This window comes from Streptomyces sp. NBC_00019 (genome assembly GCF_045041015.1).
Taxonomy (GTDB): Bacteria; Actinomycetota; Actinomycetes; order Streptomycetales; family Streptomycetaceae; genus Streptomyces.
In genome coordinates, this window is record NZ_CP108302.1 from 6,069,976 (window position 1) to 6,087,672 (window position 17,697).

Genomic DNA, 17,697 nt, shown 5'->3' on the forward strand with positions numbered 1-17,697 from the left:
GGTTACCGCAGGTAAGCCTACGTCACGCATGAGGAGCAGGTCGAGATGAGCCCCCTTCAGGTGCCCGTGGCCCGGCGGGTCGCGATCATCGGCGGCACCCGCGTGCCCTTCGCCCGCTCGGACGGCCCGTACGCCACCGCCTCGAACCAGGAGATGCTGACGACGGTCGTGGACGGACTGGTGGAGCGCCACGGCCTCCAGGAGCCGGGCGCGGTGGGCGAGTTCGTCGCTGGCGCGGTCCTCAAGCACAGCCGTGACTTCAACCTGGCCCGCGAGACGGTCCTCGGCTCCGAGCTGGCCCCGACGACCCCGGCGTACGACATCCAGCAGGCCTGCGGCACCGGCCTCCAGGCCGTCATCGCCGCCGCCAACAAGATCGCGCTCGGCCAGACCGAGTCGGCGATCGCGGGCGGCGCGGACACCGCGAGCGACGCACCGCTGGGCGTGAACGACGGCCTGCGCCGGATCCTGCTGGCGGCGCGCAGGGCGAAGTCGCCGGGCGGCCGGCTCAAGGCACTGGCCCGCATCCGCCCGGGCCATCTGGTCCCCGACATCCCGCGCAACGCCGAACCCCGCACCGGCCTGTCGATGGGCGAGCACGCGGCGGTGACTGCCCGCACCTGGGGTGTCGCGCGCGAGGCCCAGGACGAACTGGCGGCGACGAGTCACCAGCGGCTGGCGGCGGCGTACGAACGCGGCTTCTTCCAGGACCTGGTGGTGCCGTTCCGGGGCCTGGACCGCGACCAGAACCTGCGCCCGGACTCGACGGCGGAGAAACTGGCCGCGCTGAAGCCGGTGTTCGGTCTCGACGCACCCGACCCGACCATGACCGCCGGGAACTCGACCCCGCTCACCGACGGAGCGGCGGTCGTGCTGCTGGCCTCGGAGGAGTGGGCGGCGGCGCGCGGACTGGAGCCGCTGGCGTACCTGTCGACGTACGAGACGGCGGCCGTCGACTTCGTGAAGGGCGAGGACGGCCTGCTGATGGCACCGGCCTACGCGGTGCCGCGCATGCTGGAACGGGCCGGTCTGGGCATGGCCGACTTCGACCTCGTGGAAGTCCACGAGGCCTTCGCGTCACAGGTGCTGGCCACGCTGGAGGCGTGGGAGAAGGCGGGGCTGGACCCGGTGGACCGGGAGCGGCTCAATGTGACGGGCTCGTCCCTGGCCACGGGGCATCCCTTCGCGGCGACCGGGGCGCGGATCGTCGCGACGCTGGCGAAGTCGCTCGCGGAGCGCGGGGGGCCGGGCCGGGGCCTGATCTCGGTGTGTGCGGCGGGTGGGCAGGGGGTGACGGCGGTGCTGGAACGGCCGTGACGGTGGTGTCGGAACGGCCGTGACGGTCGTGTTGGAACGGCCGTGACGGGCGGCCGACCTGGCGTGAGCGGTGGCCGGCCGACCTGCTCAACCGCCCTTAGCTGACAAAGGTTCATATTGCGGGAGAGGTTGCACAGACCCGGCCCCGGAGCATCCCCGAACCCACACGAACTCGCCACCTGCACCTCCTAAGATCGCCGATCTAACTGCCGGTAACCCCCCATACCCGCCCACCACCGGTGAACGCCCAGGTACGCACGGCGCGTACCTATGCAGCAGAGCGGTATCCAGCTGCGCGCCTCAGGAGCTGCCCCATGTCGTCGTCCCTCCCTTATGTCTCCGCGACCGACTACGACGGCGCGCCCGTGCTCGTGGAGCCGGAGATCAAGCGACTGGACGGCGAGGTCCGGGAGGTGTCGGTACCGCCGGTCGTGCCGCCCGTGACACACGGCTCGCTGGCCGACCTGCCCTTCGACAACGCGGCCGCCGCTCCCGAGGACCGGGTGCTCAGCCGCCGTGCGGAGGAGGGCAGTTGGTCGGATGTGACGACGACCGAGTTCGCGGCCCAGGTACTGGCGCTGGCCAGGGGCCTGGTGGCGGAGGGACTCCAGCCGGGCGACCGTATCGCCGTCATGGCCCGCACGATCTACGAGTGGACCCTGCTGGACTTCGCCGCGTGGGCGGCAGGCCTGGTGACGGTCCCCGTCTACCCGACCTCCTCGGTCTTCCAGACCCGCTGGATCCTCCAGGACTCGGGCGCTGTGGCACTGGTGACGGAGACCGTCGCCCAGGCTTCGGCCCTCGGCCCCGAACTCAACCGCCTGCCCGACCTGCGCCATCTGTGGGTCGTGGAGAAGGGCCATGTGGAGCGGCTGGCGGAGCTCGGCCAACCGGTCTCCGAAGCGGAGATCGACGTACGCCGGGGCATGCTGGGCCCCGACACCCTGGCCACGGTCGTCTACACCTCGGGCACGACCGGCCGCCCCAAGGGCTGCGCGATCTCGCACGGCAACTTCCTGGCGGAGGTCGACAACGCGATCGAGATCCTCCACCCGGTGTTCAGGTCCCGCTCGGACGAGGAGCTGGCGACCCTCCTCTTCCTCCCCATGTCCCACGTCTTCGGCCGCATGGTGGCGATCGCCTGCATCCGGGCCCGGGTCCGGCTGGGCCACGCGCCGAGCCTGAAGTCGGAGGATCTGCTGGGGGACCTGGCCAGCTTCAAGCCCACCTTCCTCCTGGTCATCCCGTACATGCTGGAGAAGGTCTTCAACAGTGCCCGGGCCAAGGCGGAGATCGGCGGCAGGGTCTCGGCCTTCGACCGCGCGGTGAACGTGGCCGTCCGCTACGGCGAGGCGACGGAGGCCCGCCAGGCGGGTACCGGCAGCGGCCCGGGCACCGCGCTCAAGGCGGCCCGCACCTTCTACGACCCCCTCGTCTACCGCCGGATCCGCAACGCCATGGGCGGCCGGGTCCGCCACATCATCAGCGGCGGCTCACCGCTGGGCCGCAGCCTCCACGCGTTCTTCGCGGGCGCGGGCATGGAGATCTACGAGGGGTACGGCCTGACCGAGTCCACCGGCGCGGCCACAGTGACTCCACCCCTGAAGTCCCGCTTGGGAACCGTGGGTTGGCCCTTGCCCGGCACCCGGGTCCGCATAGCGGCGGACGGCGAGATCCTGCTGGCCGGCGGCCAGATATTCCGGGGCTACTGGGACCCGAACGCGGGCGGCGTCACCCCGGCGTCGTCCGACGGCTGGTTCCCGACCGGCGACATCGGCAGCCTGGACGACGAGGGCTACCTCACCATCACCGGCCGCAAGAAGGAACTGCTGATCACGGCGGGCGGCAAGACGGTCGCCCCGGCCCCCCTGGAGAACTGGCTCCGCCAACACCCCCTGGTCTCCCAGTGCATGGTCGTCGGCGACCGCCGCCCCTACGTCGCCGCCCTGATCACCCTCGACATGGAGGGCATCACCCACTGGCGCCGCATGAACGGCAAACACCCCGTCCCGGCGGAACTCCTCGCCGACGACGAGGAGTTGCGGTCCATCCTCCAACGCGCGGTGGACGAGGCGAACAAGCTGGTGTCGAGACCGGAGTCGATCCGCCGCTTCACGGTACTGCCGAGGGACTTCACGGAGACGGACGGCCACTTGACCCCGTCGATGAAACTGAGGCGGGAGACGGTGATGGGGGACTTCACCGCGGAGATCGAGGGGTTGTACGCCCGCTGACCACCCCTCACCACTGTCCCAGGACCGCTACCGTCCTGGCATGGGGCGGGAATCGGAGCGGGTCGCGGCGGACGGGGAGCGGGCGGTCGGGGCGGCAGGTGATGCCAGGGCCGTGGTGACCGGGGACGGCAGCAGTGCGACGTACATCGAGAACCAGTACGTGCAGCAGGCGCCGACCGAGCCGGCCGGAGCCTCGGCCGAGGAGGACGACGAGGCCTTACGGCGGTACGCGCGGCGCGTCCACGAGTGCTACGGGCGCCTCGACCTGGAGGTGCTGATCCCCATGGAGGAGGGGGAGCACCCGCCGGTCGAGCTGAACGAGGTGTTCGTGCCGCCGAAGGTCCGGGAGGACCCGCCACCGGTCGAACTGCCGCGGGACATCCTCAACCGGCTGGTGGACAGCGGGGACTGGCCCGGCGAGCTGCCGCTGGAGCCGGACACCCTGGAGCGGATCCGGCAGGCCTACATGGAGCGGCCGCTGCGCGATGTGCTCCAGGTGCTGGCGGCACCGGACGCGGACCGTGTCGTGCTGCTCGGCGACCCGGGCGCCGGGAAGTCGACGCTGGTACGACGTCTCGCGCTGGCCCTGGCTGGTGGCGCCCCCCTGGACGGGCTCGACCCGCTCGGGGGACGGGTGCCCCTGGTTGTGGAACTGCGGGAGTACGCGGCGGGCCAGTGGCGGGAGCGCACCTTCGAGGACTTCCTGGACCATCTGCACACGGTGAAGGGCATGGCGCCGCCCCGCGCGCTCACCGAGCGGCTCCTGGCCGAGGGACGCGCGATCGTTCTCTTCGACGGCCTCGACGAACTCTTCGACCCGGCCGCGCGCGAGCAGGTCGGCCATCGGATAGCGGACTTCGCGGGCCGGTACCGGTCCACCGGCTGCCGGGTCGTGGTCACCTCAAGGGTGATCGGCTACCGGCGAGGCGTCCTGGAGAACGCCGGTTTCGGGCACTACATGATCCAGGACCTGAGCCGGCCGCAGATCCGCCAGTTCGCCACTCAGTGGTACGAGGTCGCCTGCCCGCACGACCCCGAGCGCGCCGACCGCCTCACCCGCCGCCTCACGGAGGCCGTCACTCACTCCCGCCCCGTCGGCGAACTCGCGGGCAACCCCCTGCTGTTGACGATCCTCGCCATCATCGGCCGCCGCCGGGAACTCCCGCGTGACCGGCACGGGGTGTACCGGCACGCGGTCGCGGTCCTGGTCGCCCACTGGGACGAGCACGCCAAGCATCTGCGGGCTCCGGCCGACGCGGAGGCTCTCTCCTACCTCGGGGACGAGGACCGGCACGAACTGCTCAGACTGGTGGCCCGCCGCATGCAGGAGGGCCGGGGCGGCCTGGGCGGCAACCACATCCACAGCGACGAACTCCTGTCGACGTTCGCGGAGTCCCTGCGCGAGGAGTACGAACTGCCCCTCGCCCAGGCCGTCTCGGCGGCCCGCACGATGGTCCGGCAGTTCAGGGAACGGAACTTCATCCTGAGCCACTACGGCGGCGGCGTGTACGGATTCGTGCACCGGGCGTTCCTGGAGTATCTGGCGGCGGAGGACATCGAACGCCGCTACACCCGTGAACGCGAGTGGAACCAGGACGAGTTGGTCGACCAGATCTTCGTACGGAGGGCCGCCGAGCCCGCCTGGCGCGAGGTGCTGCTCCTGCTCGTCGGGCAGATCGGCGAACGCGAGGCCGGTGCCGCCATCGACCGCTTCCTCGCCCTGCACCGCCGCCGTGTCGATCCCGGCGACACCGGTCAGCTGGTCCTCGCGCTGCGCGCCCTGGGCGAGGTGCGCAAGATCGGAGTGCTGGCGCGGCAGAGCAGGGAGGTGGTGGGCGAGCTGATCGCCCTCTTCTCCGAGGGCGCTCCCAAAGGCCGCTTTCCCGTGGAACTCCGTACCGTGCACCCGGTCCTGGGCAGCTTCGGCGCCCACTGGAGCGGCCGGCGTCCGCTGCTGCGCTGGTTCCATCTGCGGGCCCAGTTCACCTGGAGCGTGGCGGCCTCCTCCGCGCTCGCCTACTCCCTGCACCAGACCCGGGAGCTGACCCGCGTCGTCGTCGTCCACTACCGCTCGGCGATCGCCCGTGCCGAGGCCATGGAACTGCTGGCCGCGCGCTGGGCCGGCGAGCCCGACACCTGGGAGCTGCTGCGGGAACGGGTCACCGCCGACCGCAGCGCGGGCTGCCGCCGGGCCGCCTTGTACCTGCTCGGGCAGCACGGCGACCGCACCAAAGGGCTCTGGGAGCTGGTCGCCGACCGCCTGGTGAACGACAGCGCCGAGGAGGTACGGAGCCGGGCCCTGCAAGTGCTGTGCCGACTGTGGCCCGGCCGGGCAGGCACCCGGCGGCTGGCCTTCGACCGGGCCGTGGCCGACCCCGCCCCGGAGTTCCGGGTGCTGGCGTTGCGCAGCGTGACGGGTCACTTCGCCGAGTCGACGGCCGTCGAACCCCTGCTCCGCGAGCGCGCCGTGGGCGATCCCGACCCCCAGGTCCGTGACTTCGCCCTGCGCAGGCTGGTGAACCGCGGCAGTTCGGACAGCACATGGGAACTGGTCCGGGAACGTGCCGCCGACGACCCCAGCCGGGCCGTGCGCAGAACGGCGGCCCTGCTGCTGCGCCACCACGCGGGGGACAAGAGCGTGGCCATCGAGCCCAGCGAGCCGGACGAGTCGTTCACGGACGACCCGGACCGGGCCGAGGACGCCGACGTCCAGCTGCGCCGACAGGGTCTCCAGCAACTCGTACGCGACCGGGCCGACGACCCCGCCACCTGGACCCGGGTCATGGGCCTCCTCGATGACGACCCTGACGAATCGATCCGTGCCGTCGCCGTACGGCTGCTCGGCGGGCACCGCGGCGACCTTCCCGGAACTCGGGAGGTGGTGGTGGACCGCTGTCTGCACGACCCCAGCGCCCACGTACGCCACTCCGCGCTCCAGATCCTCGCCAGGCAGTGGGGCGAGTCCCCGGACACCAGGGACTTCCTCCGGCAACGCGCCGTGCTGGACGACGAGGTCCGGGTGCGCTGCGCGGCCCTGGACATGGTCGCCACGTACTGGATCGAGGAACCGGCTTCCCCCGCCCTGCTCCGGGACCGGGCGCTCACCGATCCGGAGGTCCGCGCCCGGGTCTCCGCGCTGCGGTGGTGCGCCCTGCACGAGCCGGAAGCGGCCGCGGCGGAGCTGGCTCGCGGCGTTGCGGTGACCGACCCGCACCACGACGGTCGTACCGCCGCGCTCTGGGTCCTCGCCTTCGGCTGGCCCGCGGACCCGGCGACGATGCCGTTGCTGCGGGCCCGCGCGGAGGAGGACGAGGACGAGAGCGTACGGGAGGAGGCCGCCCGCGCCTTGGCGGCGGCCGAGGCGTTGGCGCCCCTAGCCGAGCAACTCCCCTGAGAGGAAGGCGGACCAGGTGGTGGGGGAGAGGGTGAGGTGCGGGCCGGTGGGGTGCTTGGAGTCGCGGAGGTGGACGGAGGAGGGAGTGAGGGCGACCTCCAGGCAGTCGCCTCCCTCGCCGTCGCTGTAGCTGGACTTGAACCAAGTGAGCTGCTCGGTGTTCATAGCTCCTCCAGCTTGCTCTCGATCAACTTGCGGGACTCCGAGGGAGAGAGTGCCATCGCCCGCATGATCCCATAGCGGTCTGCGATCCTCCGGACCTCTTCCAGTTCGGTGATCAACCGGGGATACCCCTGGGCTTCCGTGTACGCCACCTGTCCGTGCCCCTTGGGCGCCAGGAGGTTGAACGCGCTGCCCAGGCTGGGGTGTTCCTCCACCCTGGTGGGCATCACCTGGATCTCGACGTTCTGCATCTGTCCAACTTGGAGCATGCGCCGAAGCTGATCCGCGTGCACGCGCCGCCCGCCGATCGGCCGGTCCAGTACGACCTCTTCGAGGATGTAACTCACGATCGGCGCAGGCCAACGCTCGAAGACCTGCTGCCGGGAGAGCCGATCCGTGACCCGCCTCTCGATCGTCTCCTCGTCGAGGAACGGTCGCCGTTTGCTGAACACGGCTCGTGCGTGATCCTCGGTCTGAAGCAGCCCGTGCACCGCGTGGTTGGCATAGAAGTGCAGCTCAACCGCCTCCGCCTCCAACCCGGCGTAATTGCGATACCACTCCGGATGCCGAGTCCGAGCCTTCGCCAACGCCTCCTCGACCTCCGGGATCACCTCCTTGAACAGGCCCCCGGCATCCAGCAGCTCCTCCGCCTTGATCAGGACCTCGGGTCGAAGCCTCCGCACTCCCCGCTCCATCGCCGAGATCGCGTCCGGGCCGTACCCCACCAGTTCCCCGAACTCCGTCTGCGTCAGCCCTTTCCGCTCGCGCAAGAACCTGAGCATCTTGCCCAGCGCGACGAACAACCCTGTCGTCCCCTCCGCCTCCGCAGGCGTCTCAGGCCTCCGCTCGCTCACATGCCTCACCCCTCCCACCCGACAACCCGTACACGCAACTCACCGCACCCGTACAGCTACCCAGCGTCGCCGGGTCGTACCTGGTCAGGGTAGGGACAATCCACCACGCTCAGTGATGTGAACGCCGAAATCTCCACCCGCCTCAGCGCCACTCCCCGCGGCGCCCGCCTCGCCCGCCGTCTCACCGCGCAGCAACTCGACGCCTGGGGCCACCCCTACGACAGCGACGTGAACGCCACCGCACAGCAGGTCGTCGCCGAACTCGCCGCCAACGCCGTCACCCACGCCAGAATCCCCGGCCGTGACTTCGAGCTCCGCCTCGGACTCCTCCACCCCGAGTCCGAGCCCACGCTCCGTATCGAAGTCAGCGACCCCCGAGCCGACCGCCCACTCCGCTACGTCACCGACCCGGACGCCGAGGGAGGCCGAGGCCTGCTCCTCGTGACGCTGCTCAGCCGGACCTGGGGCGTCACGGAACGGGTTGTGGGCAAGACGGTCTGGGCGGAACTCCCCCTCAAGGAACCCGAGTCACACAAGGGCACAACCATCAGCGGCCATCGTGAGTCTCCTTCCCACTGACTTAGATCACGCAGGAGACGCATGTTCACGCGCACCAACCTTCGGCTGGCGCTCGCCACGGCCACCGCCGTGTCCCTGACCGGCGGGCTGCTCACTCTCTCCGTGGGCACCGCCACCGCCGCCACCCCGGCGAAGTACGCCGACGACTTCAACGGTGACGGTTACCGCGACTACGCCTCGGCGAGCCTCGGTGGCGAGTTCACCGTCACGTACGGGACCGCCACCGGCCCCGGCACCACCAGCAAGACGTTCACGCAGGCCACCGCGGGCGTCCCCGGAACGCCCGGGGACGCCGGCGACTACGCCGACTCGTTCGGCGACGACCTCGCCGCCGCCGACTTCAACCGTGACGGGTACGCCGACCTGGCCGTAGCCGACTCCTCGGAGAAGATCGGTACCAAGACCGGCGCGGGCGCGGTCACCATTCTGTGGGGCGCGAAGACCGGCCTCTCCGGCACCGGCGCCGTCCGCCTCAAGGTCACCGCCCACGCCCACTACGGCTTCGGCGACCAGATCGAGACCGGCGACTTCAACGGCGACGGCAAGGCCGACCTGGCGGTCACCAATGGCGTCGACACCGTCTACATCTACCGCGGCGGGTTCGCCAAGTCCGGCAGCACCGGCTCGGTGACCAAGCACGTCGCCGACGATCTCCTCGAACCCACCGGCCTGGTCGCCGGCAAGGTCACCAAGGACAAGGCCACGGACCTCTTCGTCCTCGGCCAGGGCTACCACAACGACAAGATGACCCAGGACGTGTGGTTCCTGCGCGGCGGCTCCACGATCAAGCCGGGCAAGCAGACGGTCGTCAACAGCTCCAAGCCCGACTACAGCCCCACCGGCGTCGTCGCCGACTTCAACAAGGACGGCTACGGGGACCTCGCGGTCAGCGACACCCGGTACAACAACTACGCCGGTTCGGTGGTCGTCTGGCGCGGCGGCAGCACGGGCCCGACGACGAAGTACCGTATTTCACAGGCGACTTCAGGTGTAGCGACGGCCGCGACCAAGGGCGACGGCTTCGGCGACAGCATCTCCGCCGGAGACACCAACGGCGACGGCTACCCGGACCTCGCGGTCGGCGTCTGGGAGGAGACCGTCAGCTCCAAGGCGACCGCGGGCGGCGTCCACGTCCTGCGCGGCGGCACGTCCGGTCTCACCGGCAAGAACTCGCAGTGGTTCACCCGGGCCACCGCCGGTGTCCCCGGCACCCCGACCGAGTTCGGTTGCTTCGGCCAGCTCGTCCGCCTGCGCGACATCGACCGCGACGGCGACAAGGACCTTCTGGTGTCCAGCGACTACTACAACGGTGGTGTGCTGCTTCCGGGGACGGCAGCCGGTATCACGGGTACCGGCGCCAAGGAGCTGAACGTGGTGGCCGCGTTCCCGCAGTGATGACCGGTAGGAACGGCTGATCGTGGTGCTGCTCTCTCCCGGAGGGCAGCACCATCGCCATCTCGCCCTGACCGCTTCACGAACCCCCGCTCACCCGCCGCCCCCGCCACTCCACCACCGTGTCCGCGAACGCTCGCGCCGGGGGACTCAGCGCATCCCACCGCCGTACGGCCCACCCCACCGGCAGCGGACGCAGATCCGGCAACGGGATCAGCCTCAGCTCACCCGAACCGGTCGCCGCCAGCCCCGGCAGCACCGGCACGACCGCCCGCCCCACCCCCAGCTCGGCCAGCAGCAAGGCCGTGTCCCAGTCGGCGACGCTGGTGTCGTAGGCGAACCGCAGCCCCAACTCGGCGCAGGCCGCGTCCAGATGGGCGGCGGAGGCGGAGTTCGGTGGCAGTCCGATCAGGCGTACGTCCGTGAGGTCGGCGGCCGCCTCCCCGCCCGTGTCGGTGAGACGCCCCGCGGCTGCCGCTCCAGCAGCGCGACCCCCGTCTCCCGCTCCAGACGCTTCACATGCTGACTCACCGCGGACTGCGTACACCCCAGCTCCCGGGCCACCGCGCTCAGGCTCCCGGCCCGGCACACCGCCACGAACACCCGCAGGTCGTCGAGGGTCATGAAACCCAAGCTAACACTTGGGTCCAGCGACAAATCCCAAGGATTGACTGGCCTCAGCAGGTGTACCACGATCAGCCCAGGGCCCAACGGGCGGCAACCCGCTCCACCCCGGGACGGAGCGGGTGCCGACCCACCCGGCTGAAGGGACATCCCATGGCCTACGACTCGATGGCCCAAGCCGACTCGTTCCTGCGGGAGTTGGGCGCCGAGAGCACGCCGCACCCCGGCGGTACGCTCCTCACCCACCTCCATCGCGTACGCACCCGCCTCGCCACCTGGAACGCCCGCCCCGCCCTCCAACTCGCGGGCCTGTGCCACGCCTTCTACGGCACCGACGGCTTCGCGCAGGTGCTGCTCCCGCTCGACCGGCGTTCCGATCTCGTGGCGACGATCGGCGAGGAGGCGGAGGCGATCGTGTACTTCTACGCGAGCTGCGACCGCAAGGCCACGTATCCGACACTCGCGGATCCCGGCTCACCGTTCCACGACCGTTTCACCGGGCGCGCATACCTGCCCGGCCCCGCCCTCCGCCAGGACTTCGCCGAGCTCACCGCCGCCAACGAAATCGATCTCGCCGCCGAGGACCCCGCCTTCCGGGACAGCCACGGCCCCGACCTGCTCGGCCTCTTCACCCGCTTCCGCATGCTCCTGAGCCGACCGGCGTACGCGGACTGTCTCTCCGTACTCCCCGGCCCAACCCCCTTGCACGGCCCTTGACTTCACATGGTCCCCGCGTCACATTCCCATTTCTGACACACCCTCAGAAGAGCCGATATCGGGCGGGAGCGACCATGACGACCACCAGCGCGGACCCCGCAGGACCGAGACCCACCCGAAGGCAGCTCCTCGGTACCACCGCGGCCGCCGGACTGGCGGTGGCGACCGGGGTGCAGCAGAGTGCCCGCGCCGCCGACCTTCCCCTCCTCGGGACGTACGACGTCGTCGTCATCGGCTCCGGTGCCGCCGGCATGACCGCCGCCCTCACCGCCGCCAAACGGGGGCTGAGCTGTGTCGTCCTGGAGAAGGCGCCCACCTTCGGCGGGTCCGCGGCCCGTTCCGGTGCCGGGATCTGGATCCCCAACAACTCCGTGATCCTCGCCGCCGGTGTACCGGACACCCCCGCGAAGGCCGCAGCCTATCTCGCCGCGGTCGTCGGGCCCGAGATCCCCGCGGCCCGGCAGCAGGCCTTCCTCGCCAACGGTCCCGCCATGATCTCCTTCGTCATGGCCAACAGCCCGCTGCGGTTCCGCTGGATGGAGGGGTACAGCGACTACTACCCGGAGCTGCCGGGCGGTCTGCCCAACGGGCGTTCCATCGAGCCCGACTACCTCGACGGCAACATCCTCGGTGCCGAACTCGCCCACCTGAACCCGCCGTACATGGCCGTCCCGGACGGCATGGTCGTCTCCAGCGCCGACTACAAGTGGCTCGCCCTCTCCGCCGTGAGCGTCAAGGGCCTAGCCGTCGCCACCGAGTGTCTGGCCCGCGGCACCAAGGCGCTCACTCTCGGGCAGACGCCCCTCACCATGGGGCAGTCGCTCGCCGCCGGACTGCGCAAGGGACTGCTGGACGCGGGCGTGCCGGTCAGGCTGAACACCCCGCTCACCGACCTCTTCGTCGAGAACGGCACCGTGGCCGGGGCGGTGGTCCCCGGCGGTCTCTACCGAGCGCGCCGAGGCGTCATCGTCGGTTCCGGCGGGTTCGAGCACAACCTCGCCATGCGCACCCAGTACCAGCAGCAGCCCATCGGCATCGACTGGACCGTCGGCGCGAAGGAGAACACCGGGGACGGGATACGGGCGGGACAGCGCGTCGGTGCGGGCGTCGCGCTCATGGACGACGCCTGGTGGGGGCCCGCCATTCCGCTCCCGGGCCAGCCGTACTTCTGTCTCGCCGAACGCACCCTCCCGGGCACTCTCCTCGTCAACGCCGCCGGCCGTCGCTTCGTCAACGAGGCCGGTCCCTACAGCGACGTCGTCCACACGATGTACGAGCGCAACCCCGCCGACCCCGACATCCCGGCCTGGCTGATCACCGACCAGAACTACCGCAACCGGTACCTCTTCAAGGACGTCGCGCCGACCTTCGTCCTCCCCGACGACTGGTACAGCTCGGGCGCCGCCAAGAAGGCCTGGAGTCTCGATGCCCTCGCCACCGCCATCGGTGTCCCGCCGACGGCGCTGCGCACGAGCGTCGACCGCTTCAACTCCCTCGCCCGGCAAGGCACGGACACCGACTTCCACCGCGGCGACAGCGTCTACGACCACTACTACACGGACCCCTCCGTCCTCCCCAACTCCTGCCTCGCCCCCCTCTGGCTGCCTCCCTACTACGCCTTCCGTATCGTCCCCGGCGACCTCGGCACCAAGGGCGGTCTGCGCACGGACGCCCGGGCGCGGGTGCTGAGGGAGGACGGCTCGGTCATCTCCGGCCTGTACGCCGCCGGGAACGCCAGCGCCGCGGTCATGGGCCGCAGTTACGCCGGCGCCGGCTCGACGATCGGCCCGGCGATGACCTTCGGCTACATCGCGGCCAGGGATCTCTAGGCAGGCCTGCGGGCGATCAGGAACGCCTGCTTCGTGGACTCCCACTCGTGGCCGGGTTCGCGCACCGTCCGCGAGACCATCGCGAACCCGGCCGCCTCCAGCAGGTCCACGATCGCCTCCGGCCGCCGCCGCTGGAAGTCGAGGATCACGTCATGGCCGAAGGGCCGGTCGTGCCGCTTCGGTTCGTCGCCGACCTGGAAGGCGACGAGCAGATGGCCGCCCGGGGCCAGGACCCGCCTGAACTCGGCGAAGAGGGAGGGAAGTTTGTCCACAGGGGTGTGGATGGACGAGTACCAGGACACGACCCCCGCGAGCGACCCGTCGGCCACGTCCAGCTCCAGCATCGACCCCTGCTCGAACCGCAGTCCCGGATTCTCCCGCCGGGCGATCGCCAGCATCGACGCCGACAGGTCGAGCCCGAAGACCGACAACCCGAGGGAGTCCAGATACGCGGTCACCCGCCCCGGCCCACACCCGAGGTCGGCCACCGCGGCGCCCTTCCCCACGAGTTCGGCGAAGGCGTCGATCAGCCCCCGCTCGATCGGCGTCACCGTCAACTCGTCACGGAACCGCTCGGCGTAGTCCTCCGCGATGGTGTCGTAGAACGTCCGGGTACTGGTCAGGAAATCGGAGTCGGTCATGCTCCGTGACCCTAGCCACCCCCACTGACAACGGCTTCTCGGCGGAGGCCTGTTGCCCGGTGAATGCCTATTCGCTCTGCCGCCGCGTCAGCCCCACGCCGACACCCGCCCCCACGGCCGTACCCAGCCCGATCCCCAGGGCCAGCCCGAGTCCGAGGTCGTCGAAGACGTCCATCCCCAGCAGCAGGCCGAGAGCCGTGCCGAGCGAGAGCCCGACGGATATACAGAGCGCCCAGCGGCTCTCGGCCGTGGACCCGCTGCCCTCTTCGTGTTCATGCTTCCGCACTGATCGTCCCCCTGAGATCCGCTACGCCATTCCGAACGCCCGCAGCACCGCCGCGGTTCCCGCCGCCCCCAGCACCACCACGACGAACGGCGCCTTCCTCCCCCACTCTCGGCTTCGCTCGAGCGGGGGGACCCCCATGGCCAGCACACCCCCGACCAGCACCCCGATCGGCCGCGCCCACCCGGCGAAGCCGCCGCCCTCGGTCAGCGCCCCCGTCGCGAGCAGGGCGGTCAGCAGCACGATGGCACCGGCGGAGAGCAGCTCCTGCACGCGGGCGGGGAGTTCGACGCGTCCGTGCAGGGCCGGGCCGACCAGCCGGAAGGCGTACGTCCCGACCGCCAGCGCCAGGATCATCGCGACCGTCGCGCTCATGCCGACCGCCTCCGTCCGAAGGCGAGCAGTCCTGCCAGGGCCAGCAGCACGGGGACGCCCGCCGGGGCGACGGGAGCCAGGGCCAGCGCCACGCAGGCGCCGAGCACCGCGGATCGTCGTACGGCCGCGTCGTCCCGCAGCGCGGGCAGCACCAGGGCGACGAGGACGGCGGGGAAGGCCGCGTCCAGACCGTAGCGGGCCGTGTCGCCGAGGGCGTCGCCGGCGAGGGCGCCGGCCAGGACGCCGATGTTCCACACGGCGAACAGGCCGAGCCCCGAGACCCAGAACGCCGTACGGCGTCGTACCGGATCGCTCTGGGCGAGGGCGAAGGCGACCGTCTCGTCGGTGACGAGGTGCGCCCCGACGAGCCGTGCCAGACGGCCCTTGCCGAGGGTGTCCGCCACGGCGAGGCTGAAGGCCGCCGTGCGGGTGTTCAGGAGCAGGCCGGTGGCCGCCGCGGCGAGCGGACCGCCGCCCGCGAGCAGCACGCCGACCGCGCTGAACTGGGCGGAGCCCGCGTAGACGACGAGGGACATCACCACCGGAACCCACACCGGCAGCCCGCCGGCGACGGCGATCGCGCCGAAGGAGACGCCGACGATGCCGCTGGCGAGCCAGACGAGGGAGGCGTCCCGGATCAGATCCGGGGCGAAGGGGAAGCGTGGTGTTCGCTCTGCCGTACGCATGTTCTCTACAGTGGACAGTAGATGCCGCGTTCGTCAAGGCGAACGATCGTACCGATGGAGCGAACAGCATGTCCGACAGCCAGCCGCCCGCCCGACTGCCCCTGGAGTGGATCGCCGCCTCGCTGCGGCGGGAGCGCACCCGTATCGGGCTCTCGCTGTCCGAGCTCGCCAAGCGGGCCGGGATCGCGAAGTCGACGTTGTCGCAGCTGGAGGGGGGCAGCGGGAACCCGAGCGTGGAGACGCTGTGGGCGCTGGCGGTGGCGCTGGGGGTGCCGTTCAGTGCTCTGGTGGAGCCGCCGGTGCCGTCGGTGCAGGTCATCCGGGCGGGGCAGGGGCCGTCGGTGGCGTCCGAGCAGGCGAACTACGTGGGCGCGCTGCTGTCCTCCAGCCCGCCCGGGGCGCGGCGGGACATCTACCGGATCACCGCGGAGCCCGGCGCGGCCCGTGATTCGGAGCCGCACATCCCCGGTTCGGTCGAACACCTGATCGTGAGTACGGGGCGGGTCAAGGCGGGGCCGAGGGGCGAGGAGGTCGAGCTGGAGCCCGGGGACTACATGGCCTACCGCGGGGATGTGGCGCACTCCTACGAGGCGCTGCTGCCCGGGACGACGTTCGTGCTGGTCATGCAGCACATGTAGCGCCGTGCGAGCGCCGTACGGGAAAAGGCAGGAGCCCCGCTGCCTTGCGGCACGGGGCTCCTTGGGTACTGCACTCAGGTCCGGATCAGAGACTCAGGAGTCTCAGACGGGGGTGACGTTCTCCGCCTGCGGGCCCTTCGGGCCCTGGGTCACGTCGAAGGAGACCTGCTGGTTCTCCTCCAGCGAACGGAAACCGCTCGCGTTGATGGCGGAGTAGTGGACGAAGACGTCCGGGCCGCCGCCCTCCTGGGCGATAAAGCCAAAGCCCTTTTCGGCGTTGAACCACTTCACGGTTCCGGTAGCCATAAGCCCTCCTTGGGCCCAAAGGGTTGCCCTGCTCCAGAACCTGCAAGTGTGAAACGGTGCTGCACAACTGCATACGTCTGAAAACGACTAGAGCCCGCGGTCACATGCTCCGCAGGCTCTGTACTGCAAGGGAAACCAAACTGCAACTTGCGGCGAGCCTAGCATGCAGGCAGCCGAAAGCAATAGAGGCCAAGATCACGTCACCCGGACGTTTGATCTCGCTCGTGTCGGGTTGACGGTGGGGGTGCCCATCGTACTTCAGTCAACAGGGTCTAGCCTCACGATGTGGACAATTCACGCACCCGGCCGCGCGTCGGCCACATCCAGTTCCTGAACTGCCTGCCCCTTTACTGGGGGCTCGCGAGAACGGGCACGCTCCTCGACTTCGAGCTGACGAAGGACACCCCGGAGAAGCTCAGCGAGAAGCTGGTGCGGGGAGATCTCGACATCGGTCCCATCACCCTGGTCGAGTTCCTGCGCAACGCCGACGACCTCGTCGCGTTCCCCGACATCGCCGTCGGCTGCGACGGCCCGGTGATGTCCTGTGTGATCGTCTCGCAGGTCCCGCTGGACGAGCTGGACGGCGCGAGGGTGGCCCTCGGGTCGACCTCCCGTACGTCGGTCCGCCTCGCCCAGCTCCTTCTGGCCGACCGCTACGGCGTACGCCCCGACTACTACACCTGCCCGCCCGACCTCAGCCTGATGATGCAGGAGGCCGAGGCGGCGGTCCTGATCGGCGACGCGGCACTGCGGGCGAACCTGCTCGACGGGCCGAAGTACGGCCTCGAGGTCCATGACCTCGGCGCGCTCTGGAAGGAGTGGACGGGCCTGCCGTTCGTCTTCGCGGTCTGGGCGGCGCGCAGGGACTACCTGGAACGCGAACCGGTGATCACCCGCAAGGTCCACGAGGCCTTCCTCGCCTCCCGGAACCTGTCCCTGGACGAGGTCGGCAAGGTCGCCGAACAGGCGGCGCGCTGGGAGGAGTTCGACGAGCAGGTCCTGGAGCGGTACTTCACCACCCTCGACTTCCGTTTCGGGGGGCCGCAGTTGGAGGCGGTCGCGGAGTTCGCGCGACGGGTGGGGCCGACGACGGGTTTCCCCGCGGACGTGAAGGTGGAACTGCTTCAGCCGTAGATCGCCGGTGGTGGCCAAAAACCGTATGTCGAACGTCAGTTGGGATACAGTCCCCGCTGACCGATCTACCACGGGGAGGAACACGTGCGCCGTCACATCGTCGCGCTCCTGGCCGCCACAGCCACCGCCGCCGCACTCGGCGTCGCGGGGGCGCCCTCGGCTTCGGCCGCCGCACTGCTGAAGAGCTGCTCCACATCGGACGGCGGAGCCAGCGGTGGCATGCAGTGGGACTGGAACAGCAAGAAGAGCATGGATGTCGCGCTGATCCTGGCCGACACCGAGGCGGACAGCAACTGGGTCCGCATCCGGCTCGACATCACCACCGGCGAGGGCAACCGCTACACCTACAAGTGGCGCGAACTCCACGACGGCAACGGCTCCAACAAGACCTGGACGACCACCGCCACGCACGACGACGGCATCGTCAGTGCGCGTGTCCAGGTGGAGGACGTGCATGGGACGAGCCCGCAGTCGACGTGTTACAGCGGTAAGGCGTACAACTCGTACTACTAGGGCGCGGGTTGCGTAAGGA

The 17,697-nt window shown here is 70.3% G+C and carries 17 protein-coding genes and 1 pseudogene; 10 read left to right on the plus strand and 8 right to left on the minus strand.

Translation table 11 applies throughout. The features are described from left to right. The first annotated feature begins 45 nt into the window (after nt 1-45). The 3 genes from OHU89_RS28705 (at nt 46) to OHU89_RS28715 (ending at nt 6,945) form a co-directional block, all read left to right on the plus strand. On the plus strand, nt 46-1,317 hold the full coding sequence (locus OHU89_RS28705; protein WP_405647039.1) for an acetyl-CoA C-acetyltransferase: 1,272 nt from the start codon (nt 46-48) through the stop codon (nt 1,315-1,317). A 314-nt stretch (nt 1,318-1,631) separates the two neighbouring features. After that, complete coding sequence (locus OHU89_RS28710; protein WP_405647041.1) at nt 1,632-3,551, plus strand: AMP-dependent synthetase/ligase; 1,920 nt, start codon at nt 1,632-1,634, stop codon at nt 3,549-3,551. Nucleotides 3,552-3,591: 40 nt separating this feature from the next. Further along, entirely contained in the window at nt 3,592-6,945 is a 3,354-nt protein-coding gene (locus tag OHU89_RS28715; protein ID WP_405647043.1) for a HEAT repeat domain-containing protein, read from the plus strand. Here OHU89_RS28715 and OHU89_RS28720 read toward each other — a convergent pair. Continuing rightward, nucleotides 6,925-7,110, minus strand: a complete 186-nt coding sequence (locus OHU89_RS28720; protein WP_405647045.1) for a DUF397 domain-containing protein — start codon at nt 7,108-7,110, stop codon at nt 6,925-6,927. The genes OHU89_RS28715 and OHU89_RS28720 overlap by 21 nt on opposite strands. Beyond that, the gene (locus OHU89_RS28725; RefSeq protein WP_267015181.1) at nt 7,107-7,961 is read right to left on the minus strand and encodes a helix-turn-helix transcriptional regulator; all 855 of its coding nucleotides are present in this window, start codon (nt 7,959-7,961) and stop codon (nt 7,107-7,109) included. Before OHU89_RS28725 ends, OHU89_RS28720 begins: the two co-directional genes overlap by 4 nt. Before the next feature lie 117 nt (nt 7,962-8,078). On the opposite strand from OHU89_RS28725, the gene OHU89_RS28730 reads away from it, so the two are divergent. Further along, entirely contained in the window at nt 8,079-8,540 is a 462-nt protein-coding gene (locus tag OHU89_RS28730) for an ATP-binding protein (protein WP_405647047.1), read from the plus strand. Nucleotides 8,541-8,561: 21 nt separating this feature from the next. Then, nucleotides 8,562-9,935, plus strand: a complete 1,374-nt coding sequence (locus OHU89_RS28735) for an FG-GAP and VCBS repeat-containing protein (RefSeq protein WP_405647049.1) — start codon at nt 8,562-8,564, stop codon at nt 9,933-9,935. A 76-nt stretch (nt 9,936-10,011) separates the two neighbouring features. Here OHU89_RS28735 and OHU89_RS28740 read toward each other — a convergent pair. Next, a pseudogene (locus OHU89_RS28740) lies at nt 10,012-10,556 on the minus strand (LysR family transcriptional regulator). A 153-nt stretch (nt 10,557-10,709) separates the two neighbouring features. Here OHU89_RS28740 and OHU89_RS28745 point away from each other — a divergent pair. Then, nucleotides 10,710-11,273: a DUF6817 domain-containing protein gene (locus tag OHU89_RS28745; RefSeq protein ID WP_405647051.1), complete on the plus strand. Its 564-nt coding sequence runs from the start codon at nt 10,710-10,712 to the stop codon at nt 11,271-11,273. 74 nt (nt 11,274-11,347) lie between these two features. Further along, the gene (gene kstD, locus OHU89_RS28750; RefSeq protein ID WP_405647052.1) at nt 11,348-13,102 is read left to right on the plus strand and encodes a 3-oxosteroid 1-dehydrogenase; all 1,755 of its coding nucleotides are present in this window, start codon (nt 11,348-11,350) and stop codon (nt 13,100-13,102) included. On the opposite strand, the gene OHU89_RS28755 is transcribed toward kstD, so the two are convergent. From OHU89_RS28755 to OHU89_RS28770, 4 genes are all read right to left on the minus strand, one after another. Then, complete coding sequence (locus tag OHU89_RS28755; RefSeq protein ID WP_405647054.1) at nt 13,099-13,743, minus strand: class I SAM-dependent DNA methyltransferase; 645 nt, start codon at nt 13,741-13,743, stop codon at nt 13,099-13,101. The two genes, kstD and OHU89_RS28755, sit on opposite strands and share 4 nt — an antisense overlap. Nucleotides 13,744-13,810: 67 nt before the next feature. Then, nucleotides 13,811-14,029, minus strand: a complete 219-nt coding sequence (locus tag OHU89_RS28760) for a hypothetical protein (RefSeq protein ID WP_405647056.1) — start codon at nt 14,027-14,029, stop codon at nt 13,811-13,813. Between the two features lie 21 nt (nt 14,030-14,050). Further along, nucleotides 14,051-14,401 (minus strand): AzlD domain-containing protein, encoded by a 351-nt coding sequence (locus OHU89_RS28765; protein ID WP_266889133.1) that lies wholly within the window; start codon nt 14,399-14,401, stop codon nt 14,051-14,053. Then, on the minus strand, nt 14,398-15,087 hold the full coding sequence (locus OHU89_RS28770) for an AzlC family ABC transporter permease (RefSeq protein WP_405647058.1): 690 nt from the start codon (nt 15,085-15,087) through the stop codon (nt 14,398-14,400). The genes OHU89_RS28765 and OHU89_RS28770 overlap by 4 nt, the downstream gene beginning before the upstream one ends. A gap of 68 nt (nt 15,088-15,155) precedes the next feature. On the opposite strand from OHU89_RS28770, the gene OHU89_RS28775 reads away from it, so the two are divergent. Next, nucleotides 15,156-15,725 carry a helix-turn-helix domain-containing protein gene (locus tag OHU89_RS28775; protein ID WP_405647060.1) on the plus strand — a complete coding sequence of 190 codons (570 nt, stop codon included), beginning with the start codon at nt 15,156-15,158 and terminating at the stop codon, nt 15,723-15,725. Nucleotides 15,726-15,827: 102 nt separating this feature from the next. Here the strand turns inward: OHU89_RS28775 and OHU89_RS28780 are convergent, their stop codons facing one another. Then, nucleotides 15,828-16,031: a cold-shock protein gene (locus OHU89_RS28780; protein WP_003992177.1), complete on the minus strand. Its 204-nt coding sequence runs from the start codon at nt 16,029-16,031 to the stop codon at nt 15,828-15,830. Between the two features lie 285 nt (nt 16,032-16,316). On the opposite strand from OHU89_RS28780, the gene OHU89_RS28785 reads away from it, so the two are divergent. Continuing rightward, the gene (locus OHU89_RS28785; RefSeq protein ID WP_405647062.1) at nt 16,317-17,165 is read left to right on the plus strand and encodes a menaquinone biosynthetic enzyme MqnA/MqnD family protein; all 849 of its coding nucleotides are present in this window, start codon (nt 16,317-16,319) and stop codon (nt 17,163-17,165) included. Between the two features lie 84 nt (nt 17,166-17,249). Continuing rightward, nucleotides 17,250-17,678, plus strand: a complete 429-nt coding sequence (locus OHU89_RS28790; RefSeq protein WP_405647064.1) for a hypothetical protein — start codon at nt 17,250-17,252, stop codon at nt 17,676-17,678. Nucleotides 17,679-17,697 lie beyond the last annotated feature (19 nt).